23 protein-coding genes and 1 tRNA gene are annotated in these 24,567 nt (G+C 39.5%); all 24 read left to right on the top strand.

Annotation, left to right across the window (positions count from 1 at the left end):
- Positions 1 to 18: 18 nt before the first annotated feature.
- The 24 genes from AB3N04_RS11150 to cysK all read left to right on the top strand — a co-directional run bounded on the left by AB3N04_RS11150 (position 19) and on the right by cysK (position 24,459).
- Entirely contained in the window at positions 19 to 657 is a 639-nt protein-coding gene (locus tag AB3N04_RS11150; protein ID WP_368502895.1) for a 50S ribosomal protein L25/general stress protein Ctc, read from the top strand.
- Positions 658 to 737: 80 nt separating this feature from the next.
- Positions 738 to 1,295 (top strand): aminoacyl-tRNA hydrolase, encoded by a 558-nt coding sequence (pth, locus tag AB3N04_RS11145; RefSeq protein WP_317123869.1) that lies wholly within the window; start codon positions 738 to 740, stop codon positions 1,293 to 1,295.
- A 75-nt stretch (positions 1,296 to 1,370) separates the two neighbouring features.
- Entirely contained in the window at positions 1,371 to 1,598 is a 228-nt protein-coding gene (locus tag AB3N04_RS11140; RefSeq protein WP_368502894.1) for an anti-sigma-F factor Fin, read from the top strand.
- A 246-nt stretch (positions 1,599 to 1,844) separates the two neighbouring features.
- Positions 1,845 to 5,387: a transcription-repair coupling factor gene (gene mfd, locus AB3N04_RS11135; RefSeq protein WP_368502893.1), complete on the top strand. Its 3,543-nt coding sequence runs from the start codon at positions 1,845 to 1,847 to the stop codon at positions 5,385 to 5,387.
- Positions 5,388 to 5,568: 181 nt separating this feature from the next.
- Positions 5,569 to 6,108 carry a stage V sporulation protein T gene (spoVT, locus tag AB3N04_RS11130; protein ID WP_368502892.1) on the top strand — a complete coding sequence of 180 codons (540 nt, stop codon included), beginning with the start codon at positions 5,569 to 5,571 and terminating at the stop codon, positions 6,106 to 6,108.
- A 129-nt stretch (positions 6,109 to 6,237) separates the two neighbouring features.
- Positions 6,238 to 7,833 carry an oligosaccharide flippase family protein gene (locus AB3N04_RS11125; protein WP_368502891.1) on the top strand — a complete coding sequence of 532 codons (1,596 nt, stop codon included), beginning with the start codon at positions 6,238 to 6,240 and terminating at the stop codon, positions 7,831 to 7,833.
- A 12-nt stretch (positions 7,834 to 7,845) separates the two neighbouring features.
- Positions 7,846 to 9,312: a nucleoside triphosphate pyrophosphohydrolase gene (gene mazG, locus AB3N04_RS11120; protein ID WP_368502890.1), complete on the top strand. Its 1,467-nt coding sequence runs from the start codon at positions 7,846 to 7,848 to the stop codon at positions 9,310 to 9,312.
- Between the two features lie 15 nt (positions 9,313 to 9,327).
- Positions 9,328 to 9,603 carry an RNA-binding S4 domain-containing protein gene (locus tag AB3N04_RS11115; RefSeq protein ID WP_368502889.1) on the top strand — a complete coding sequence of 92 codons (276 nt, stop codon included), beginning with the start codon at positions 9,328 to 9,330 and terminating at the stop codon, positions 9,601 to 9,603.
- 97 nt (positions 9,604 to 9,700) lie between these two features.
- Positions 9,701 to 10,012: a sporulation protein YabP gene (gene yabP / locus AB3N04_RS11110; protein WP_368502888.1), complete on the top strand. Its 312-nt coding sequence runs from the start codon at positions 9,701 to 9,703 to the stop codon at positions 10,010 to 10,012.
- Positions 10,009 to 10,590: a spore cortex biosynthesis protein YabQ gene (gene yabQ, locus AB3N04_RS11105; RefSeq protein WP_368502887.1), complete on the top strand. Its 582-nt coding sequence runs from the start codon at positions 10,009 to 10,011 to the stop codon at positions 10,588 to 10,590. Before yabP ends, yabQ begins: the two co-directional genes overlap by 4 nt.
- 12 nt (positions 10,591 to 10,602) lie before the next feature.
- The gene (locus tag AB3N04_RS11100; RefSeq protein WP_317123876.1) at positions 10,603 to 10,983 is read left to right on the top strand and encodes a septum formation initiator family protein; all 381 of its coding nucleotides are present in this window, start codon (positions 10,603 to 10,605) and stop codon (positions 10,981 to 10,983) included.
- 72 nt (positions 10,984 to 11,055) lie between these two features.
- Positions 11,056 to 11,535: a S1 domain-containing RNA-binding protein gene (locus AB3N04_RS11095; RefSeq protein WP_317123877.1), complete on the top strand. Its 480-nt coding sequence runs from the start codon at positions 11,056 to 11,058 to the stop codon at positions 11,533 to 11,535.
- A gap of 162 nt (positions 11,536 to 11,697) precedes the next feature.
- Positions 11,698 to 11,774: transfer RNA gene (locus AB3N04_RS11090), tRNA-Met, on the top strand.
- Between the two features lie 292 nt (positions 11,775 to 12,066).
- A complete protein-coding gene (gene spoIIE / locus AB3N04_RS11085) occupies positions 12,067 to 14,565 on the top strand; it encodes a stage II sporulation protein E (protein ID WP_368502886.1) in 2,499 nt (832 codons plus the stop codon).
- A gap of 107 nt (positions 14,566 to 14,672) precedes the next feature.
- Positions 14,673 to 15,413 (top strand): VWA domain-containing protein, encoded by a 741-nt coding sequence (locus tag AB3N04_RS11080; RefSeq protein ID WP_047972502.1) that lies wholly within the window; start codon positions 14,673 to 14,675, stop codon positions 15,411 to 15,413.
- Positions 15,379 to 16,356, top strand: coding sequence for a protein kinase family protein (locus tag AB3N04_RS11075; protein ID WP_368506030.1), 978 nt, complete (start codon positions 15,379 to 15,381; stop codon positions 16,354 to 16,356). Before AB3N04_RS11080 ends, AB3N04_RS11075 begins: the two co-directional genes overlap by 35 nt.
- Before the next feature lie 37 nt (positions 16,357 to 16,393).
- The gene (locus AB3N04_RS11070; RefSeq protein WP_047972500.1) at positions 16,394 to 17,143 is read left to right on the top strand and encodes a threonine/serine exporter family protein; all 750 of its coding nucleotides are present in this window, start codon (positions 16,394 to 16,396) and stop codon (positions 17,141 to 17,143) included.
- 12 nt (positions 17,144 to 17,155) lie between these two features.
- Complete coding sequence (locus tag AB3N04_RS11065; RefSeq protein ID WP_047972499.1) at positions 17,156 to 17,605, top strand: threonine/serine exporter family protein; 450 nt, start codon at positions 17,156 to 17,158, stop codon at positions 17,603 to 17,605.
- Complete coding sequence (gene tilS / locus AB3N04_RS11060; protein WP_368502885.1) at positions 17,586 to 19,025, top strand: tRNA lysidine(34) synthetase TilS; 1,440 nt, start codon at positions 17,586 to 17,588, stop codon at positions 19,023 to 19,025. The genes AB3N04_RS11065 and tilS overlap by 20 nt, the downstream gene beginning before the upstream one ends.
- 4 nt (positions 19,026 to 19,029) lie before the next feature.
- Positions 19,030 to 19,569, top strand: coding sequence for a hypoxanthine phosphoribosyltransferase (gene hpt / locus AB3N04_RS11055; RefSeq protein WP_317123881.1), 540 nt, complete (start codon positions 19,030 to 19,032; stop codon positions 19,567 to 19,569).
- Between the two features lie 69 nt (positions 19,570 to 19,638).
- Positions 19,639 to 21,648 carry an ATP-dependent zinc metalloprotease FtsH gene (gene ftsH / locus AB3N04_RS11050; RefSeq protein ID WP_368502884.1) on the top strand — a complete coding sequence of 670 codons (2,010 nt, stop codon included), beginning with the start codon at positions 19,639 to 19,641 and terminating at the stop codon, positions 21,646 to 21,648.
- A 97-nt stretch (positions 21,649 to 21,745) separates the two neighbouring features.
- The gene (locus tag AB3N04_RS11045) at positions 21,746 to 22,528 is read left to right on the top strand and encodes a type III pantothenate kinase (RefSeq protein WP_368502883.1); all 783 of its coding nucleotides are present in this window, start codon (positions 21,746 to 21,748) and stop codon (positions 22,526 to 22,528) included.
- Between the two features lie 25 nt (positions 22,529 to 22,553).
- Positions 22,554 to 23,432, top strand: coding sequence for an Hsp33 family molecular chaperone HslO (hslO, locus tag AB3N04_RS11040; RefSeq protein ID WP_368502882.1), 879 nt, complete (start codon positions 22,554 to 22,556; stop codon positions 23,430 to 23,432).
- 103 nt (positions 23,433 to 23,535) lie between these two features.
- On the top strand, positions 23,536 to 24,459 hold the full coding sequence (gene cysK / locus AB3N04_RS11035) for a cysteine synthase A (protein ID WP_317123885.1): 924 nt from the start codon (positions 23,536 to 23,538) through the stop codon (positions 24,457 to 24,459).
- Positions 24,460 to 24,567 lie beyond the last annotated feature (108 nt).

Raw genomic sequence — 24,567 nt, 5'->3', positions numbered from 1 at the left:
TAATTAGAGGTGATAAAAATGGCAACAACATTACAAGCTAATCTACGTACAGATCTAACAGGTTCCTCAACAAGACAAATTAGAAAAGATGGACATGTTCCAGCAATATTATATGGAAATAAAATTGATAGCCAGCCAGTTTACGTTGAGAGTGTAGAATTTCTAAAAACGGTCCGTGAAGTGGGGAAAAATGGATTGTTCTCATTGAATGTTGATGGTAGTAAACATCAAGTTATGATTCATGACATGCAAATCGACCCACTGAAAAATGAATATCTACATGTTGATTTCTTTGAAGTTGATATGAAATCAGAGATCGACGCAGACGTACCTGTTCGCTTAACAGGAGAGTCGCCTGGATCCAAAGAAGGTGGCGTCGTTACTCACTTACTATATGATATCTCGGTGAAGTGTTTACCAAACGACATTCCAGAAGAGATTGAACTAGATATTTCTGAATTAAACATTGGGGATTCCATCCAAATCACCGATTTACGTGATAAGGTTTCTGTTGAAATTACCAATGAAGATGAAGAAACAGTCGTGACGGTGCAACCACCAACTGTAATAGAAGAGTCAGAAGATGCAGATGCAGGTGAATCTGGAGATGCTGAACCTGAAGTTGTTGGTGAAGATGACTCTAATAAGGAAGAATAAGACTTACTAAGCTAAAAAGGTATAGCCATAAGGTTATACCTTTTTAGGGCGTTTATATGAGAGTGAAAGGTGGAAACAAGGTGAAAGTAATCGTAGGGCTTGGGAATCCAGGAACTAAGTACGCAGGAACTCGTCATAATATTGGTTTTGATATTATTGATTATTGTGCAGAAGAGTTTGGAGTGGAACTTAACCAATCAAAATTCAAAGGCATTTATGGCACGAAAATGATGAACGGAGAGAAAGTTTTTTTTCTTAAACCGTTAACCTATATGAACCTCTCAGGCGAATCGGTCAGACCGCTTTTGGATTATTTTAATATTGATATTGAAGATCTAGTTGTCATTTATGATGATTTGGATTTACCAACCGGCAAAATTCGCTTGCGTCAAAAGGGGAGTGCTGGTGGTCATAATGGGATAAAATCTTTAATTCAACATTTAGGTACAGATAAGTTCAAACGAATTCGTGTCGGAATCGATCGTCCTCAAAATGGCGAGCCTATTGTTAATTATGTGCTCGGTACATATCATCCTGATGAACGCGAAGCTGTTAATGAATCAATTATTCACGCTTCAAAAGCAGTGGAAGCATGGACCGAGAAGCCTTTTCTAGAAGTGATGAATCAATTCAATTAACAAATATATGCATAGGGACCCAAGTGCGTGATCATACTTAGGTTATAAGGTATGTCATGTAAAGGGGGGCTATGGATGGCCATTCACTATAAATGTCGCCATTGTCGTACAAATATAGGTCAGATTGATAACCATACAGATGCAACGTCTTTAGGTTTTGGTCACTTAACATCACAGGAGCGACAAGAAATGTTGACCTATGAGAACAATGGAGATATACATGTCAATGTAATTTGCGAGGATTGTGAAGAGGCTTTAACGAGAAATCCCAATTTCTATGAATTAGATACATTTATTCAATAATTTATAGCAGTTAGTGCTTTGGCAATATGCCAAAGCGTTTTTCTGTTTTGATTTTTTTATATGTAGGCAGGGTTGAGCCATTATTAGTCGAAGATAGGATAAAATAAGATATTATTGGGAGAAAGACAAGTACGAATAAATGTTAGATAAGGACAAACAAGAAATGAACAGTTTTGTCATACTAACATAAAAAGTAGAGTAGCATTAAGCAAGGTAGAATAGGTGTTTGATAACAGGGGGAACAACATGTTAGGATTGCAAAATTATTTTCTAGTAAATGATGAGGTTAAAGCGGTTTCAAGCAGTATTGAAACAGGAATGAAAGAACAACTACTTTCTGGATTAACAGGTTCTGCTCGTACATTATTAATGGCAGCCCTGTATAGAGAAACAAACCGAACACAAGTCGTGATAACTCACAACTTGTTTCAAGCACAAAAAGTATATGATGATTTAACCGATTTAGTTGGAGAAGATAAAGTGCTTCTTTATCCTGTAAATGAGCTTATTTCCTCGGAAATTGCGATTGCGAGTCCGGAAATGAAGTCACAGCGTCTTGATGTGCTAAATAAACTAGTGGAAGACTTTAATGGGATTGTGATTGTACCGTTAGCAGGGATTAGACGACTTCTTCCGCCAAAATATTTATGGGAAGAAAGTCAGTTAACAATTTCAGTGGGCACAGATATTGGAGAGATCCATAATGTAATGACGCAGTTGGTGATGATGGGCTTTACACGTGTCGATATGGTTTCTTCTCCTGGAGAATTTAGTGTGCGCGGTGGAATCATTGATATTTATCCATTAACGGACCAAAATCCTGTCCGAATTGAATTATTTGATACGGAAATTGATTCTATACGTACGTTTTTAATTGAAACGCAACGTTCTGAAACGGAGTTAAAGGAAGTAACAATTGGTCCTGCAGAAGAAGTTATTCTTCAAGATCAACATTACGAACACGCATCGAATAAACTATCTGAACAGCTTTCTGCAACATTAAAAAAGGTTAAGGCTAAACAGACAAAAGAGAAGCTATCTCAAAATATCTCCTATGAGATTGGGCAGTTAAGACAACGCTCTAGTTTTCAAGGGATGTATAAGTACATGTCTTTCTACTATGAAGTGAAAAGTACACTTCTATCTTATTTACCTGATGATGCGATTATTTTGATTGATGAGATGAGTCGTGTGAAAGAGATGGCTGATAGTCTAGAAAGAGAAGAAGCGGAATGGACTACGGCATTACTTGCTCAAGGGGAGACGGTGCATGAGGCGACGATGTCACTAGATGTTCTAGAGGCGATGAAGAACTCAAATCATTCTCTTATCTACCTATCTTTATTTTTAAAGCATATTCCATCGACCAAGCCAGAAAATGTCGTGAACTTCACATGTAAGTCCATGCAAAGTTTCCACGGTCAAATGCAGTTGCTACAATCAGAAGTGAAGCGTTGGGAAAAAGCGGGCTATGCGATCGTTTTTGTATCGGGATCAAAAGAGCGTGCTTCTAGACTTGCATTAAATCTAGATGAGGAAGGCATTGATGCTCATGTGGTCGAAAGGGCAACGGAATTAACAGAGAATACCGTTCACTTAATGGTTGGCCACTTAAATAGTGGATTTGAGCTGCCATCACATAAGCTGGTGGTTGTTACAGAAGAAGAAGTTTATGCTAAGCAACAAAAAAGAGTTCAACGAAATAAACAAAAGCTCTCAAATGCCGAGCGTATTAAAAGCTACTCCGAATTAAAAGTCGGTGATTTGGTTGTCCATACTAACCATGGGATTGGTAAGTATTTAGGGGTAGAAACTCTTGAAATAAATGGACTTCATAAAGATTATCTCCACTTACGCTATGCAGGAGATGATAAGTTATATGTGCCGGTTGAACAGATTGACCAAGTGCAAAAATATGTAGGGTCAGAAGAGAAAGATCCGAAGATTTATGCGCTTGGGGGTAGTGATTGGAAAAAAGTGAAGAAGCGTGTTCAATCATCGGTGGAGGATATTGCTGATGATCTAATTAAGTTATATGCTGAGCGTGAGGCAAGTAAAGGCCATGCTTATTCTGAAGATGGTCCAGAACAAGGGGATTTTGAAGCGACCTTCCCTTATCAAGAAACAGAAGATCAAATACGTGCAGTGGAAGAAATTAAGCAAGATATGGAAAAAGAACGACCGATGGACCGTCTGTTATGTGGAGATGTAGGGTATGGAAAAACGGAAGTGGCTATTCGCGCAGCATTCAAGGCGATCATGGATGGTAAGCAGGTGGCTATTTTAGTTCCGACTACGATTTTAGCGCAACAGCATTACGAGACAATTAAAGAGCGCTTTTCAGATTTCCCAATTAATATTGGGGTTCTTAGTCGTTTTCGTTCTAGAAAAGAGCAAACAGAGACTCTTAAAGGCTTAAAAGCAGGTTCTGTTGATCTCATTGTTGGGACACACCGACTACTTTCAAAAGATCTAGTATTTAAAGATCTAGGCTTATTGATTGTCGATGAAGAGCAACGATTTGGTGTGACTCATAAAGAAAAAATTAAACAATTGAAAGCTAATATTGATGTTCTAACTCTAACAGCAACACCTATTCCGCGTACACTTCATATGTCGATGCTTGGTGTTCGTGATTTATCGGTCATTGAGACCCCGCCAGAGAATCGTTTCCCGGTTCAAACGTATGTGGTGGAATACAATGCTTCGTTAATTCGTGAGGCGATTGAGCGTGAGTTGACCCGGGGAGGTCAAGTGTATTTCCTTTATAACCGAGTTGAAGATATCGAAAGAATGACTGAACAGATATCGATGCTAGTTCCAGATGCGAAAGTATCGTTTGCTCATGGACAGATGAATGAACGTGAGCTTGAATCGATCATGCTAGACTTCTTAGAAGGAAACAGCGATGTTCTAGTGACAACGACGATTATCGAGACGGGTGTAGACATCCCTAATGTAAATACATTAATTATTAATGATGCTGACAAAATGGGTCTATCTCAGCTGTATCAAATTAGAGGGCGTGTTGGTCGTTCGAATCGAGTTGCCTATGCATACTTCACCTATCAACGAGATAAAGTATTAACTGAAGTAGCTGAAAAGCGTCTTCAAGCGATAAAAGAATTTACGGAGCTTGGATCTGGTTTTAAAATTGCAATGCGTGATTTAACGATTCGTGGCGCCGGGAACCTACTCGGTGCGCAACAACATGGTTTTATTGAATCGGTAGGTTTTGATCTTTACTCACAAATGTTAAAAGAAGCGATTGAAGAGCGTAAAGGCGATAAACCAAAAGAGCCTGAGTTCCAAGTAGAGTTAGACGTAAAAATTGATGCCTATATTCCAGAGAGTTACATTCAAGATGCAAAACAAAAAATTGAGATGTACAAACGATTTAAAGGCTGCGAGACCGTCGAGGATTTGGCTGACTTAAAGGATGAGATATTTGATCGTTTTGGAGAATATCCAAAGCAAGTGGATTATCTCCTACGCTTGACTGAAATTAAGTTACGTGCAAATAGTGAACGGGTTGAATCAATTGTAGAAGTGAAAAATCAGGTCGAAATCTTGTTTTCGCCTGAAACATCAAAACAAATGGACGGGGCGCTGTTATTTGAGATGGCTCATTCACTAGGTCGAGATGTATCACTTGGAACAGCTGGTGAAAAAATTAAATTTACTATCAAAACGAAAAATATCGATGATGAAGGGATCATTACTTCGGTTGAATCCATCATCGCAAGTATTCCTAAAAGTCGTAAACAAACAACAAGCAACACGGTATAATGCTTCGTTGTGCCCCTAACTTATTCATGAAGATGTAAGCCATGCAACCAAACAAATTCATAAATTGGTGAATAGTTCTTTTTAATAAACGGATAATAGTAGTATGAAGCGATGATTTCAACATTTCATACATGTGGACACATCAAGACTATTACACCTTTAGAAAGTGGGGCACAACAGCATGAAAGCAACTGGCATAGTTCGACGTATTGATGATTTAGGTCGTGTCGTTATACCGAAAGAAATCCGCAGAACTCTTCGCATTCGTGAGGGAGATCCACTCGAGATTTTTGTTGATCGAGATGGCGAGGTTATCTTGAAGAAGTACTCTCCGATATCAGAACTTGGTGATTTTGCAAAAGAGTATGCAGAAGCTTTATATGATAGTTTACATCACCATGTGTTAATTGCTGATCGTGATACATATATTGCGGTAGCAGGCGCTTCTAAAAAGGAATTTGCGAACAAGGCTATTGGCGAAATAATAGAGATGACGATGGATGAACGTAAATCCAAACTAGAAACTAATGCAGGTGAATACAATTTAGTCGGAGATCACACTGATGAGCTTAAAGGATACGTCATAGCACCAATTATCGCCAACGGAGACCCGATTGGAGCTGTAGTCATTTTTAATAAAGAGCAGAGTTTAAGTGGTTCTTTAGAACAAAAGCTTGCAGAAACGGCAGCTAGCTTTTTGGCTCGTCAAATGGAACATTAAGATTAAGGCTTGTCTTCAGTTTAATGAGGACAAGCTTTTTCATTTTCGGATGCTATCCTCCATTTGCTTGGCGAATACCAACAATTTAAGTATGATAAGGAAAGGTATATAAGTGGAGGAGGACAACTTTTGCAAGAAGAAAGAAGCCATCAACTGATTAAAGGTGCAATGGCATTATCAGCTGCTGCGTTAGTAGCGAAAGTATTGAGTGCCGGGTATCGAATCCCTTATCAAAATATTGCTGGCGATATCGGTTTCTATGTGTATCAACAACTTTACCCCTTTTATGGGCTTGTAATGTTGTTATCGATGTACGGTTTTCCCGTTATCATTTCAAAACGGGTGGCTGAACTTGAAGCGAATGGCGACCAACAAGGAGCGAGACTGACTCTTGCTATTTCTTTTTATGGCTTATTAGTACTGGCTGCATCTTTATGGGCGATGTTGCATTTGGCTGCACCGACTCTTGCTCGAGTGATGGGGGATGCACAACTAACTGCACCATTACGTGCAGTCAGTTTAACATTTTGGTTTATTCCTTTTTTGAGCGTAGGAAGAGGCCTTCATCAATCAAGACAACAGCTACTGCCGACTGCTATTTCTCACATCAGTGAACAGTTTGTTCGAGTGGCAATGATTATTGTGTTTGTTGTGGTGGTGATGAGGCAGTCTGCTAATCCGTATGAAGCAGGAATGGGCGCTATATATGGTTCATTATTAGGCGGCCTTGCAGGAGTGATTGTATTAGCGTTGTTATCTAAAGATATTTCATGGTCTAGTTTGTTAAAGGTTAAAGGAGCCTCTTTCAAAGAAATATGGCAGGTTCATGCACTCCTTTTTAAACAAGGTATCTTTATTTGCATAAGTGCTCTATTATTTATTTTTTTTCAGTTCATTGATGCCTTTACAATGATTCCGTTGCTCAATAAATTTGGCTTATATCAAGAGATGGCTTTTAAGGAAAAGGGTATTTACGATCGCGGTCAACCGTTACTACAGCTAGGGACAATTGTGACAACTACCTTCTCGTTAGCGCTTGTACCATTGATCGCAAAAGCAATCGCGACCAAAGAATATGGAAAGGCACGGATCTATCGTGATTTGGCGATGAGGCTTACTTTGTTTATTGGAGGAGCTGCCTCTATTGGCCTTTTTATGATCATTGAACCTACAAATAGCATGCTCTATGGAAACGGCGAAGGCTCACATGTTTTAGCGATTCTGGCATTTGCCATCTTCTTTAGTTCGATCTATTTAACCACTGCTGCCATTTTTCAAGGGTATGGCCATGTCCATATCCCGGCCAAGATGATGGTGATTGGGGCTGGTATTAAGCTAGCTGGCAATTTATTGATGATCCCTTTTCTTGGAACAGTAGGTGCAGCACTTGCCACTGTATTAGCAATTGGAACAATGGCAATCATTCAACTGATTTTATTAAAAAAATTAGATGGATTCATTATTCAATCAAACCATTTTTATTTATTGTTAATAGGAGCTTTCGGTCTCCTAGCCCTCACGACGTTTAGCTGGCAAATTGGTCTAACCCACTTTACAATGATTACGAATGAGCGCCTACTAGCAAGTATATATGCACTTACAACTGCATGTGTTGGGGGCATTTTCATGGTTGTTTGCTTCTTTTATTGGCCGATTATGAACAGTCGGGAGTGGGAATTCGTACCGAAGTTGAATAAAATTAGACAAAAGTTACGTAGAAAGTAAGAGGTGGATGTAATGAACACAATTTCTGTTATAGGGCTAGGTGCAGGAGAACTTGAGCAATTACCTCTTGGAGTGTACCGACATTTAAAGCAAACAGATCAATTATTCGTACGTACGAAAGATCACCCAGTCTTAACTGAGCTACAAGAAGAGGGTGTAACGTTTCAATCTTTTGATTCGATTTATGAACAACATGATCAATTTGAAGATGTTTATCAAAGCATTGTTAAGAAATTGATTAATGAATCGTCAAAGGGTTCCATTACATATGCGGTGCCTGGACATCCGTTTGTTGCAGAAAGAACGATACAATTATTAATTGAGATAGCCGGTAATCAAGATGTTCATCTAGAGTTTTTAGGAGGGCAAAGCTTCCTCGATCCGATGTACAATGCCTTGAAAATTGATCCGATTGAAGGGTGTCAAATTGTAGATGGAACTGCTCTACGCCGTGATGAACTAGAATTAACACAACATATCATCATTGTTCAAGTATACGATGCTATGATTGCCTCTGATGTGAAATTAACCTTAATGGAGCGTTTACCCGATGATTATGAAGTGATTATTGCAACAGCCGTAGGCTCAACCGCACAACAACTTACGCGTGTTCCACTTTATGAATTAGATCACGCCACAACTTTAAATAATTTAACGGCAGTTTATGTGCCGCCTGTAAAAGATGAAACGTTACTAAATGGTGAATTTACTAGATTACGTGAAGTGATTGCTACACTTAGAGGCCCTAATGGATGTCCATGGGATAAGGAACAAACTCATCAATCCTTGAAAAAGTATTTAATCGAAGAAACATATGAAGTTTTAGAAGCGATTGATGAAGAAGATGATGATCACCTTATTGAAGAGCTTGGTGATATATTGCTACAAGTAATGCTTCATGCTCAAATTGGTGAAGACGAGGGATGGTTCTCAATTAAAGATATTGTTCAATCAACTTCTGAGAAAATGATTCGTCGCCATCCTCATGTATTCGGTGATAAAAATGTTTCGAATTCTGTGGAAGTGGTAGATAATTGGCAACAAATTAAACAAGCCGAGAAGGAAAATCAACCTACCGAACGAGAAAGTATATTAAACGGTATTCCTAACGGGTTACCGGCCCTTATGATTGCAGAGAAATTACAAAAAGAGGCTGCGCGTGTAGGGTTTGATTGGGATGAAGTAGGTCCGATGTGGGATAAGCTTGACGAGGAGTTGAAGGAATTTAAGGAAGAAGTGAACAACGATCATAATGAGAATATGCAAAAAGAATTAGGTGATATTTTATTTGTGATTGTCAATATTGCTCGCTATTATAAATTAGATAGCGAAGAAGCACTTCGCTCGACTAATCGTAAATTTAAAAACCGTTTTCATTACATTGAGGATCAGGTGAGCGAATCGGGTCGATCTCTTACTGAGCATACATTGGAGGAGCTCGATGCGTATTGGGATGAAGCAAAATTAAACGATAAGTAACGGAGGAGAGAGATTATGAGACTAGATAAATTTTTGAAAGTATCCCGTTTAATTAAGCGACGGACATTAGCAAAGGAAGTATGTGATCAAGGGCGTATTACGATTAATGGTCTTCAAGCGAAAGCTGGTTCTAATGTAAAGGCTGGAGATGAGCTTATTGTTCGTTTTGGTCAAAAACTTGTGACTGTAAAGATAAATGAAGTGAAAGAAACGAGCCGTAAAGAAGAAGCGAGTTCAATGTATACGATTGTAAAAGAAGAATCGCTTCAAGATAAAAATCAACCCTTTTAAGTAAGAATAGAACAAGTTCCCTGTTGGATGGAGCTTGTTCTATTTTATTTAGTCCGTTCATAGACTTGTGGTAAAGAACGGAGAGGGGAAGATAAAAATGACTGAGCAATATGAGTTTGGAACTCCAATGGGACGGGAAAGGAAAAATAATGATCACGATGTCACCCTGCGTGGGAGAAAACAATTAGATATCACTGGTGTAAAGCAAGTAGAAAGCTTTGATAATGAAGAGTTCTTGCTAGAGACGGTAATGGGCTTTTTATCTGTTAGAGGACGCAACCTCCATATGAAGAACCTCAATGTTGAATTAGGTCTTGTCTCAATCGAAGGAAAAGTTGATGACTTTGTCTACCTTGATCAAAGCCAGCAAGATAAATCCAAAGGGTTCTTTGGGAAGCTATTCAAGTGAGTTTAACGATTCAATTTTATACAATGCTATCAATGGCTGCCATGGGCATATGGCTCGGTGCAGCGATTGATACGTATGGACGTTTCCTTCGAAAAAGACGATCTTTTCATTGGTTGACTGCCTGCAAAGATCTATTATTTTGGCTGATCCAAGGGCTCATTGTTTTCTACGTCTTGCTTGTATCGAATCATGGTGAAGTTCGCTTATATGTTTTTTTAGCCATTTTATGTGGATATGCTTGTTATATGGCATTGCTACAGACAACCTACAAACGAGTTTTAGAGCAAATAATTCGATTATCTGTCGGTTTTTATCGTGTTATTAAGAATTTATTTAACGTTCTACTCATTGTTCCGATCAAGTACTTATTGAAACTACTTTATTCCTTAGGTATGATGGTAGTAACAGCTATTCTAGCAATCTTTTTATTTCTTGCTAGAATGATCTGGAGACCTTTAAAATGGATGTTATTATTTGTCTTTCGAATAACTCGACTTGAACGTTTATGGGAAAAACTTTCGCCATTTTATTTGAAAATAAAGGAATATGTGCAAGCGATGAGGAAAAAGAAAGAGTAAGGAGGGGATAATATGGTCACGAAGCGTTCATCAACGGTGCGAGAAATGGATTCTAAGTATATTGAAAAGCGAGAGCAAGAACTAGAATTTCAAGCTAAAAAACGCAGAGGTTTAATTCGCCGATTAAGTGTACTTGGTATTATAGGTTTCATTCTTGCAGGAATCGCATCGGTGACATTTTATGCCCAAGCATCATCAATTAATGAAAAACAAGAAGAAAAGCTAGCCCTTGAACAAGAGCTAGAATTGCTAAAAGCTGAAGAAAGTCGACTAGAACAAGAAATCATTAATTACAATGATTTAGATTATATAGCCGAGATTGCCAGAAGAGATTATTATTTGTCCAAGCCAGGAGAAACCCTCTTTAAGCTTCCAGATTCTTCAGCTGATTGACACCTTTTTTTTCATTCGGGTATAATGTAAGAAACGAATATTTACAGATTTCTAAGGAGGATCTATTTTTTCATGTCAATTGAAGTAGGCAGCAAGTTGCAGGGTAAGGTTACTGGAATTACAAATTTTGGAGCTTTTGTTGAATTACCGGGCGGTTCTACCGGCCTTGTGCATATCAGTGAAGTTGCTGATAATTATGTGAAGGATATTAATGAATTTTTAAAGGTTGGAGAAGAAGTTACCGTAAAGGTCGTTAATGTTGAGAAGGATGGTAAGATTGGCTTATCCATTCGTAAAGCTAAAGACCGTCCGGAAGGTTCCGAAAGACCTGCACGTCCAAGTCGTCCAAGCACTCAAGGACGTCCACCACGTCCACAAGGTGGTGGTAGAGGCCCACAAGGTGGAAACCGCGGACCTCGTACCAACAGCAGACCTGCACCATCATTTGAAGATAAGGTGAGTCGTTTCTTGAAAGATAGTGAAGAGCGCCTATCTACTATTAAGCGTCAAACGGAGTCCAAGCGTGGCGGTCGTGGCGCACGCCGTGGTTAACTTGCTGTCCGCTTCTTTCTACAAATTGAAAGACAAGCATTTATGCTTGTCTTTTCTTTATGAGAGATAGAAGAAAAACCTTTTTAATAAATTCTTAAAATAGTGTTGACTCTTTTTGAAAAAGGGTGTATATTAATACTTGTCGCAATTGACACAACATATGGCGGTGTAGCTCAGCTGGCTAGAGCGTACGGTTCATACCCGTGAGGTCGTGGGTTCGACTCCCTCCGCCGCTACCATATACATATACAAACTTGGATCTATTCAGATTCAAGTTTTTTTGTGTTTTCAAATCATAGATATAACCCTCCTAAACATAAAACTCTTCCCGAACGTTCTTCAAACTATGCTTATTTCTCCTAGAATATGAGAGGTCAAAGAGCCCTTTTTTGCTTTTTAGTGCTTATTTTTTCCTTTTTTAGACGAATGAAGTCGAACGATTCTTTTGCAAGCAAACCTAATTCTGACAAAAATTGAAAGATAATTCTGTGTATAATGAAACCACGATTCTAATAGGGGTGGTGGACGAAGATGATAAGGAAGGCAGCCAAAGCAATGATCGGACCAGCTCGTAGTGGTAGTGTAATGGTCCATGAAAAGATGATCGGTTGGACGGGCGATGTATTTACAAAGGCTGGTAAAACGACTCAGGCTATATTTTATCAATGGGGGTTGCTTGTCGCTGTTGTAGGTTTTTTATTAGGACGAGCCATGATCCTATCTGAGCTAACACCTTTTGTATTACCATTTTTAGCTGCCGTTTACATGCTAAAACGCGAAAAAGCTGGTATAGCAGCCATGGCTTTAATGGCAGGAGCTCTAACCAGTTATCATGGCGGCATTGCTTTTGTCATTATCGCAATTTTCTTGTATGTTCTTATGCAGAAGGTAGTAGCTAGGTATATGGACAAAACAATTAAAGCTTTGCCTTACACGGTATTTGTAGCGAGTATGACTGCAAGGCTTGGTTTAGTCTTCATCCTTGAAGGTACGGTGACAAACTATGCTCTAATGATGGCAACGGTTGAGGCAGGTCTTAGCTTTATTTTAACAATGATTTTCTTACAAAGTGTACCTCTGGTAACATCTAAAAAACTAAAGCAACCATTACGAAATGAAGAAATTGTTTGCTTAATTATTCTTTTAGCATCTGTTATGACAGGGACTGTTGGCTGGGTTATTTATGATGTGACGGTTGAGCATGTTCTAGCTCGTTATTTAGTCTTAATCTTTGCATTTGTTGGTGGGGCGGCTATTGGGTCAACTGTTGGTGTCGTAACAGGTCTTATCCTGAGTTTGGCAAGCGTTGCTAGTTTGTATCAGATGAGCCTGCTTGCTTTCTCAGGGTTACTAGGAGGTCTATTAAAAGATGGTAAGAAAATTGGGGTCGGGGTTGGTTTATTAGTAGGTACGTTGTTAATTGGTTTATATGGAGAGGGCGGATCAAATGTGTCTGTAACTCTGCTCGAGTCGCTTGCAGCTATTGCAATCTTCATGCTTACACCGAGAGAGTTAATAGGTCGCCTGGCAAGATACATCCCTGGAACGAGCGAATATTCCAACGAACAGCAACAATATCTTCGCAAAATAAGAGATGTAACAGCTGGAAGAGTGGAGCAGTTCTCTACTCTATTTCAAACGCTTTCCCAAAGTTTTCAGTCGACACCGGATGCTGATCTTCCAGAAGATGCAGAACGAGAAGTTGATTACTTCTTAAGTAATGTGACGGAAAAAACATGTCAGGCTTGTTTTAAAAAAGAAAAATGTTGGGTACAAAACTTCTCTACAACCTATGAGTCGATGCAAAAACTTATGACTGAAACTGAACAATATGGTGAAGTAAGAAGTCATATGTTGCTCTCGGATTGGAAGAAACAATGTATAAAGCCAGAAAAAGTGATCCAAGCAATTGAACAAGAGCATGGTCATTATCAAGCAAATCAAAAGTTAAAGCGGCAAGTTCTTGAAAGTCGCAAGCTTGTAGCAGATCAACTACTAGGCGTATCTCGTGTAATGGGTGATTTTGCAAAAGAAATCCAAAAAGAAAAGCAAGCGCATCATCATCAAGAAGAGCAAATGCTAGAAGCGTTGAGAGGAGTGGGGCTTGAGGTTGGGCATATCGATATCTATAGCTTAGAAAAAGGGAATGTTGAGATTGAGATGAGTATTTCTTTTGATCAAGGGCACGGCCAAGCTGAAAAAATTATAGCTCCTATGTTATCTGATGTAATGAAAGAAACGATTGTAGTAAAGGCAGAAGAACGGTCTTACTATCCCAATGGATATAGTCACATCTCCTTTAGTTCAGCAAAGAAATTTGTGCTAGAAACAGGGATTGCTAATGTTGCAAAAGGGGGTGCGTATGTTTCTGGTGATAGCTACTCCACGATTGAGTTAGGGGCAGGCAAATACGCAATAGCGATCAGTGATGGAATGGGAAATGGAGAGCGTGCGCATCTAGAGAGCAACGAGACCCTGCAATTATTGCAAAAAGTGTTGCAGTCAGGGATCGAAGAAACAGTTGCTATTAAATCAGTTAATTCGGTGTTATCTCTCCGGACAACAGATGAGATATTCTCTACACTTGATCTCGCGATGATTGACCTCCAAGATGCAACTGCACGGTTCTTAAAAATTGGATCCATACCAAGCTTTATAAAACGTGGCGATAAAGTGATAAAGATAGAAGCTAGTAATCTTCCGATGGGAATCATTCAAGAGTTTGATGTCGATGTGGTTAGCGAACAATTGAAGCCTGGTGACCTGTTAATTATGATGAGTGATGGAATCTTTGAAGCTCCTAAGCATGTGGAGAACAAAGAAATGTGGATTCGTCGTATGATTAATGAACTCGACACGACAGACCCTCAAGAGGTAGCTGATGTTATGTTAGAAAAAGTCATTCGTTCAGGACGAGGTGCAATAGAAGATGATATGACCATTATTGTAACCGAGGTGAAGCGTAATACGCCTAAATGGGCAGCTATTCCGCTCTATAAGTCTCACAAATTATTAAGAAAGAGAGCGTAAGGTTTTCTCTATTTACCCTATTCCACACTCTGATAAAAAGTAAACGTATAAATCCTCTCTAGGTGGTGAATGATGGTAACATTCAGACTACTTGGAGGGGATCAGTTTTGAGTAAAGGTACTTTAAAGCAAATTTTATTGTTAACGGATGGCCACTCAAATCAAGGCGAAGATCCAGTTGCGATTGCAGCACTTGCTAAAGAGCAAGGAATAACAGTAAACGTTATCGGTGTGGTGGATGAAGATCATCTAAATAAACAAGGTATTGATGAAATTGAAGCAATAGCTCTTGCTGGAGGCGGGGTTAGTCAAATTGTTTATGCAAAACAATTGGCCAAAACGGTACAAATGGTTACAAGAAAAGCAATGACCCAAACCTTACATGGGGTGGTGAACAAAGAACTTCAACAAATACTAGGTAAGGACCAGGAGATGGAAGATCTTTCTCCTGAAAAACGTGGGCAGGTAATGGAAGTCGTAGATGAGCTGGGTGAAACCATTCATTTAGATGTTCTAATTCTTGTTGATACGAGTGCTAGTATGAACAATAAACTACCAATGGTACAAGAGGCGTTAACAGATCTATCAATTAGCTTAACCTCTCGCATGGGAGAAAATCGATTTGCTTTATATGCATTTCCCGGGAAAAGAAGAGAGGTTGACAGATTGCTTGATTGGACTCCGCAATTACAATCGTTAACAGGTGTCTTTCATAAGCTGTCTTCAGGTGGAATCACGCCAACGGGGCCTGCGTTGCAAGCTGCTCTCCAAAAGTTTTCTAAAGGCGGTTCAAGAAGGAGTTTGATGGCTGGTGATGAAGAACAGCTATTCAGAGAATCCGGCTTATAAGTTAGCGGTTGGAACAAGATTGATTGGAAAGTGGCATCAAAATAGATATAAAGTGATTCGCTCGCTAGGTTCTGGGGCTACAGGGAAGGTTTATTTAGCAGAATCGGTCTCTGGACTTGTGGCTCTGAAAGTCGGAGTTGATAATATGGCTATTACATCTGAAGTGAACGTACTAAAGCATTTCTCCAAGGTCCAAGGGCAAACGCTTGGGCCTTCTTTGTTAGATGTTGATGACGCTGTTATAAATGGTGTAAATTTACCGTTTTATGCCATGGAATACTTGGATGGTAGTGAGTTAATGGATTACTTATCAAAAAGGGGTTCGGAATGGTTCGGAATCTTAATGATCCAACTATTGGGTGATTTAGAGAAGCTCCATCAGGCAGGTTGGGCTTTTGGCGACTTGAAGCCTGACAATTTGTTAGTAGTCGGACCTCCGGCGCGTATTCGTTGGTTAGATGTCGGTGGAACGACTTTATTAGGTCGTTCTATTAAAGAATATACAGAGTTTTATGACCGTGGATACTGGGGGTGTGGAACAAGAGTTGCGGAGCCAAGCTATGACTTATTTGCTGTGGCAATGATTATGATTAATTGTGCATATCCTAAACGATTTGATAAAAAGGGGGAGAAGCCATTTAATCAGTTAAGACAGATGGTTGAGGAAAGTAACTATTTAGGACCCTACCGATCCGTTATTTTAAAAGCCTTACAAGGAAAGTATGCGTATGCAACTGAGATGAGAAAAGAGCTTGTTCAAGCGGTATCAAGTGCTTCTAGTTATACAGCGCCCAAAACGAGAGTTAAACCGCAAAAAAAACCAAAGGCAAAACATATAAAACGAAAGAAAAAGAAGAAATCATCTTACTTTGTAGAAATCTTCCTCTTCTGCTCTTTTATTCTTTTGGCATATATCCTATACTTATTTGGACAAATGATGTAGGGTAGTCAATTGGTAAGAATAGAACGGGGGGCAAGGCATGAATGCAGATCGGATGATGGATATATGCATGCTCGCAGGGGAAATTATGCTCACATATGGGGCAGAGACCTATCGAGTTGAAGAAACACTAGAGCGTATGGCAAAGTCTGCAGGCTTTAAAAATGTGCATAGCTTTGTAACCACGACCGGAATCTTTTTGTCATTTGATGTAGAAGGCAATGATGTCATGCAGATGATTCGAGTCGATGATCGTATGCAAGATTTAAATAAAGTATCTCTTGTAAATCAAGTATCAAGAGAGTTTGTAGGCGGCTTAATAGATGGTGATGTCGCTTACATGAAATTAGATGAGATTGCAAAAGCTCCGATGAATTACTCTCCTTTGTTGCTTCATATTGCCTCAGGTGTAGCAGGGGGAGCTTTTTCCTATTTATTCGGGGGGAATTTATTTGATACGATCCCAGCCTTTATAGCGGGTTTTTCAGCAAGTTGGAGTGTGGTAACCCTCCAGGAATATATGAAAGTGAAATTTTTTGCTGAATTCATGTCTGCTTTTTTAGGTGGAGTTGTAGCTATTGTTCTTGTCTTGCTTGGATTGGGTGAGAATCTTGACCAAGTAATTATTGGGACCTTAATGCCATTAGTACCTGGAGTTCCTCTTACAAATGCTGTTCGTGATTTGATGTCTGGTGATTTAATTGCTGGAGTCAGTCGTGGCGCTGAAGCTGTTATTACAGCATTATCGATTGCAACAGGCATTGCGTTAGCAATTGCCCTGTTGTTATAAGGAGGGGCATCAATGATAGTAGAATTAATCTTTTGTTTTATGGCTACGGTGGCATTTGGGGTCATTTTTAATGTTCCTTATCGAGTAATCTGGCTTGGTGGATTAATTGGATCGATTTCATGGTTTATTTATTCTACCTTACCCAATTGGGATGTATCTGTCATTTTTGCGACATCTATCGCTTCAATCGTTAGTGCAACGATCTCGCACTTTTTAGCGAAAAAATATCGGGTTCCCGTCACAACATTTAGCATACCAGGGATTATTCCCCTAGTTCCTGGGAGTCGTGCCTATTTTACAATGTTAGCTTTTGTAGATGGAGATTATATTGAAGGACTTCAGCTTGGAATTGAAACGATGCTTCAAGCAGGAGCTATTGCTGCAGGACTTGTTTTTGCGTTGTCGATCTTCTCATTTGGTAAAGGAGGTATAGGACAGCGATATGAATCAAGACGTTCATAATTTTATCGCTCAGCATGAGTTATTAAAAGGGGTCGATACCGTTATCGTTGCTACATCAGGTGGACCTGATTCGATGGCTCTCCTCTTTTATTTGTGGGAGATGAGAAAAATATACAATATTCGTATTGAAGCAGCTCATGCCAATCACCAGTTACGAGGGCAAGAGTCCGATAGTGACGAACACTATGTGGCTAATTTTTGCGGAGAATATGGCATACCTTTTCATACAACAAAACTTGATATCGTTGGTTTTGCCACAAAAAATGGGCTTGGCACTCAAGCAGCTGCAAGCCAGTTACGTTATCAGTGGTTTGACGAGTTGTTAAAAGCACAGCCGACTAGTTGTTTGGCTACTGCTCATCATGGAGATGATCAAACCGAAACCATCTTGATGACAATGGTTCGAGGAGTGAACCTTTTAAAGGAAACCGGAATCAATGAGAAGAGGTTTCTTGAAAATGGGTTTGTTATTCGACCATTTTTGGGAATAACAAAAGAGGAAATCGAGCACTATTGTAATAGGGTAGGTCTATTTCCGAGAAGTGATACAAGTAATTCTTCAATGAAATATACACGAAATCGATTTAGACATCATTTAATGCCTTTTATCAAAAAAGAAAACCCCAGCATTCATACTCATATGCAGAGGTATCACGAATGGCAGAGAGATGATCAGCAATTTTTGATGGAATTAGCTGAAGAGGCACTAGAGGGAATTATCCTCCAAAAAAGTGAACAATCGATAACAATTTTAATTGAAGCGATTGAACGTCTGCGCTTCCCTTTACAAAGAAGGGTGATTCATCTAATATTAAGGTATCTTTACGGGAAAAATTCACCATCTAGTACGTCTATACATATTGAGCAGGTTCAACGTCTGCTCAAAAGGCATGAACCGTCTAAGGAACTTCATTTAGCAAACGGTCTTTTTGCATACCTTAGCTATGATTGCTGCCACTTTTCTTTGAAGCCACCCAAACGCATTCAGCAACCACATGTTGACCTTTCGGTGCCAGGAGAAGTTGATGTTGTGACTGGTAGATTCACTTCTTATTATCTAGAGACTTCTGACATACCTAAAGAACAAAAGTATATGACTTTCTTAGATGCCGATAAGCTAATATTTCCTCTGTCTATAAGAGGAGTACTTCCCGGTGATCGCATTACAGGAAGAGGGATGACTGGTTCAAAAAAGGTGAGTCGGTTGTTTATTGATAAGAAGGTGGATGCGTCTTTTAGGGGGGCATGGCCTTTGTTAACCGATGGAGATGGAGAGGTATTGTGGGTTCCGTTTTTACATCGGTCAAAGAGTACAGACATCACGGATAAGACGAAACGTGTACTTGTTTTGGTGTTTACACCAAATGATGAGTTTTTTTTGTTTCATGATTATAAGTCCATTACAGGAGGGGCATTTTAAATTGATGAGGGACGAAATTAAAGAAGTATTAATCTCAGAAGAAGAAATCCAAGAAAAAGTAAGAGAGTTAGGCAAGGCAATTACAGAGGAGTATGATGGTCGTTTTCCTCTAGTAGTTGGTGTTTTAAAAGGTGCTATGCCATTTATGGGCGATTTAACAAAGAGGATCGATACACATCTTGAAATGGACTTTATGGATGTTTCAAGTTATGGAAAAGGAATGGTTTCTTCAGGAGAAGTGAAAATCTTAAAAGATTTAGATACATCTGTAGAAGGTCGCGATGTATTAATTCTTGAAGACATTATTGATAGTGGCTTAACGTTAAGTTACCTTATTAAACTTTTCCATTACCGTAAAGCAAAGTCGGTAAAAGTTGTTACATTGCTTGATAAGCCGGACGGTAGAAAGGTTGACCTTGTTCCAGATATGGCAGGTTTCACAGTGCCAGATGCTTTTGTTGTTGGCTACGGGCTAGATTATGCTGAGCGTTATCGTAACCTACCGTATATCGGTGTGTTAAAGCCAGAAATCTACGAGAGTTAATATTTGAGTGGTAAAGAATAATTATGATACGATAAACCAAGCTATAACGCCCGTCGGAGGAGGTCAAGAATGAATCGGATATTCCGTAATACGATATTTTATTTACTCATTTTCCTAGTCATTGTCGGGATTGTGAGTGTATTCAACTCTGATCAAACAGAAACAGAGAACGTATCATTTAATGCATTCATAGAAAGACTTGAGAATGGTCAGGTTCAAGAGTTGTCAGTAAAGCCAGAGAGACAAGTGTACTTAGTGCGAGGTCAATTTACAGATCAAGCTGAAGATGAATATTTCCAAACATATGCACTTAAAAGTGAACAATCTGCTGAAGTGTTGACAGGTGCCCAAGGACCAGGTGGAGCTCCATTTAACCTTGATATTGAACCTGCTGATGAAACAAGTGGATGGGTTCAATTTTTCACTGGGATTATTCCATTCATCATTATATTTATTCTCTTCTTCTTCTTACTAAGCCAAGCTCAAGGTGGCGGAAGCCGTGTAATGAACTTTGGTAAGAGTAAAGCGAAGTTGGTTAATGAAGACAAGAAAAAAGCGAAATTTAAAGACGTTGCTGGTGCAGATGAAGAGAAGCAAGAACTAGTGGAGGTTGTTGAGTTCTTAAAAGACCCTCGTAAATTCTCTGCTATTGGTGCACGTATTCCAAAAGGTGTCCTATTAGTAGGCCCTCCGGGTACAGGTAAAACATTACTTGCACGTGCAGTAGCCGGTGAAGCTGGCGTACCGTTCTTCTCAATAAGTGGTTCTGACTTCGTTGAGATGTTTGTCGGTGTCGGTGCATCCCGTGTACGTGATTTATTTGAAAATGCAAAGAAAAATGCACCATGTATCATCTTTATTGATGAGATTGATGCTGTAGGTCGTCAACGTGGAGCTGGTCTTGGTGGAGGACACGATGAGCGTGAACAAACACTAAACCAATTACTCGTTGAAATGGACGGATTTAGTGCCAATGAAGGAATTATTATCATCGCTGCCACTAACCGTGCTGACATCCTAGACCCTGCCCTACTTCGTCCAGGACGTTTTGACCGTCAAATTCAAGTTAACCGTCCGGATGTCATTGGACGTGAAGAAGTCTTAAAAGTACATGCTAGAAATAAGCCATTAAATGACGATGTAAACTTAAAAACAATCGCTACAAGAACGCCTGGTTTCTCTGGTGCGGATCTTGAAAATCTTCTTAATGAAGCTGCCCTTGTTGCAGCAAGACATGATCATACGAAGATAAGTATGATTCATATTGAAGAAGCGATTGACCGCGTGATTGCAGGTCCGGCTAAAAAGAGCCGTGTCATTTCACCGAAAGAGAAGAAAATTGTCGCTTGGCATGAAGCGGGTCATACGGTTGTCGGTGTGAGGCTAGAGAATGCCGATATGGTTCATAAAGTAACCATTGTTCCGCGTGGTATGGCTGGTGGTTATGCAGTAATGCTTCCTAAGGAAGATCGTTACTTTATGACAAAGCCAGAATTACTTGATAAAATTATTGGTTTACTCGGTGGACGTGTCGCTGAGGAAGTAACGTTTGGAGAAGTGAGCACAGGTGCTCACAATGACTTCCAACGAGCTACAGGTATTGCTAGAAAAATGGTTACAGAATATGGTATGAGTGAAAAGCTTGGACCGATGCAATTTATCTCAGGATCAGGTGGGCAAGTATTCCTCGGTCGTGACATTCAAAATGAACAAAACTATAGTGATGCATTTGCTCATGAGATCGATCTTGAAGTTCAACGCATTATTAAAGAATGTTATGTGCGTTGTAAGGAGATCTTACTTGAGAACAAGGATAGCTTAGATCTTGTAGCTAAAACCTTGCTTGATATGGAAACATTGGATGCTGAGCAAATTAAGTCATTAGTAAATGACGGAAAGCTTCCAGAAGGCCATCACCTAAATGCTCATATTAATAAAGACAAGGCTGAAGAGTCCGATGTGAAAGTGAACATTAACTCTAAAAAAGAGGAATCTACTGAGGTAGAGCCTGAACAACCACAAGAGCCAAATACAGGTGAGCCGATTGAAAAAGATGATATGAACAAAAAGAATGACTAATCAATTGATTAGAGGGAGGGTGTCGGAATCGACATCCTCTCTTTTTTCGTTTAAACTCAAATTTGAAATCCATTTTTGTAGAAGATGTGGTGAAGATATGATCCTCGTAATAGATGTAGGAAATTCCAATATCGCTCTAGGTGTCTATAAACAAGAAGAGCTTGTATACCATTGGCGTATAGCAACGAGCAGACAAAATACAGAAGACGAGTATGCGATGTCGATTAAAGCTTTATTTAATGATAAGGGGCTAAACTTTAATCACATTGCTGGTATCATTATTTCTTCTGTGGTTCCTCCCATCATGTTCTCACTAGAACAAATGTGCAAAAAGTATTTTAAGTTGCAACCAATGATCATTGGTCCTGGAATTAAAACAGGATTAAACATAAAATATGATAACCCGAGGGAAGTTGGAGCCGATCGAATTGTTAATGCAGTGGCAGCGATAGAATTGTATGGTAGTCCACTTGTTATTGTCGATTTCGGTACGGCCACTACGTATTGCTACATCAACGAGCAAAAACAATATATGGGTGGAGCGATTGCACCCGGGATTTCCATCTCAACAGAAGCTTTATATACAAGGGCTTCTAAGCTTCCTCGTATTGAAATTGCAAAGCCTGAACAAATACTAGGTAAAAATACGATTCATGCGATGCAAGCTGGTATTTTCTTTGGTTATGTGGGGCAGGTTGATGGAATTGTCAATCGAATGAAAGAAGAATCAAAAGAAGTTCCTGTAGTTATTGCCACAGGAGGTTTAGCGAGTCTGATCTCAACAGAAGCTAAAAGTATCGATGTCGTTGACCCTTTTCTCACTTTAAAAGGGCTCCGAATCATTTATGAGAAGAATAAAGATAGTAATAAAAAAGGATAAACCAATTAAAAGGAGAATGTTCACCATGAGTGATTATTTAGTAAGAGCAACAGGTTTTGAAGGGAAAGTTCGTGCATATGCATTAGTAGCAACAGAAATGATTGACGAAGCAGTCAGAAGACAGGGTACGTGGCCTACTGCATCAGCAGCATTAGGTCGTGCGATGATGGCAAGTACTATGATGGGCGCGATGTTAAAAGGTGACGCGAAGCTTACTGTGAAAATTGAAGGAAGGGGACCAATCGGCGCAATTATTGTTGATAGTAATACGAAAGGAGAATCACGTGGGTATGTAACCAACCCTCAAACTCATTTTGATTTAAATAAGGATGGGAAGCTTGATGTTGCAAGAGCAGTTGGTACAGACGGATATCTATCTATTGTAAAAGATATTGGAATGAGAGATAACTTTACAGGAAGTGTACCGATTGTCTCAGGAGAACTTGGAGAAGATTTCACATATTATTTTGCTTCATCAGAACAAACACCTTCATCTGTTGGAGTTGGTGTTCTTGTGAACCCTGACAACTCGATTTTAGCAGCAGGAGGATTTATCATTCAATTAATGCCTGGAGCTGATGATGAGGTTATTACGGAAATTGAAAAGAGACTAAGCTCTATTCCTCCTATTTCAAAATTAGTGGAGGCGGGAATGCCACCTGAAGAAATGCTAAACGCTCTTCTAGGTGATGATAATGTGAAAATTCTCGATAAAATGCCAGTTGCTTTCTCTTGTACGTGTTCGAAAGAGCGAGTGTCTAATGCGATAACAAGCTTAGGTGAAGAAGAGATTCGTTCGATGATTGCTGAAGATGGTGGAGCTGAGACGCGTTGCAACTTCTGTAATGAAGTGTATACATTTGATGTAAGTGAATTAGAGGAATTGATTGCTGAATCAAAATAATTTTGAAAATTAAGGGATTCATTGATTGACTTATCTGAAAACGTCTGCTAACATTATTTTAAACAAAACCTATGAATTTACTTGGAATTAGGAGGCGCTATATATGAAAGTTGTTCAATCGATTACAGAGTTAATTGGTCATACGCCGCTAGTCAAATTAAATCGTCTTGTCACGGATAAGCATGCTGATGTTTATTTAAAGCTTGAGTTTATGAACCCAGGAAGCAGTGTAAAAGATCGTATCGGCTTAGCGATGATTGAGGCAGCCGAGAAAGATGGCACGCTTAAAGCTGGTGATACAATTGTAGAACCTACAAGTGGTAACACGGGTATCGGCTTAGCAATGGTTGCTGCTGCAAAAGGATACAAAACAAAGCTAGTTATGCCTGAAACCATGAGTATGGAGCGCCGTAACTTATTACGAGCTTACGGAGCTGAGCTTGTATTAACTCCAGGTCCAGAAGGCATGGGTGGAGCAATTCGTAAGGCTACGGAACTTTCAAAGGAAAATGGCTACTTTATGCCACAACAATTTGAAAATGAGGCAAACCCTAAAATTCACCGCGAAACGACAGGTAAAGAATTGCTGGAACAAGCTGATGGCCAATTAGATGGGTTTGTATCAGGTATTGGAACAGGGGGGACGATTACGGGTGCTGGTGGATTTTTAAAGGAGCACTTCCCGAATCTCCGTATTGCGGCAGTAGAGCCACAAGATTCACCAATTTTATCTGGTGGAAATCCTGGACCGCATAAAATCCAAGGAATCGGTGCTGGCTTTGTTCCTGATATTTTAGACACGAAGGTATATGATGAAGTGATTCAAGTATCTACTGAGCAAGCTTTTGAATATGCGCGCCGTGCTGCAAAGGAAGAAGGAATTTTAGGTGGAATTTCGTCTGGGGCAGCGATCTATGCAGCGCTACAACTTGCTGAAAAGCTTGGACCAGGTAAAAAAGTGGTTGCGATTATCCCTTCAAACGGTGAACGTTACCTAAGTACACCACTTTATCAATTTGAAGATTAAGATTTAGCGTTAAAGTAGTCTTACCTTTTGGGTAGGGCTACTTTTGTTTAGAGGTGGATTTCCATTAATAGACTGAGCTAATCCTAGCTCTTGTTCTTTTCTTCTATT

It is taken from the genome of Alkalihalophilus sp. As8PL (assembly GCF_040939795.1).
GTDB classification, from domain to species: domain Bacteria; phylum Bacillota; class Bacilli; order Bacillales; family Bacillaceae_D; genus Alkalihalophilus; species Alkalihalophilus lindianensis.
Note: the sequence above shows the minus strand (reverse complement) of the source record. Positions and strands in the feature narration are given on the sequence as shown.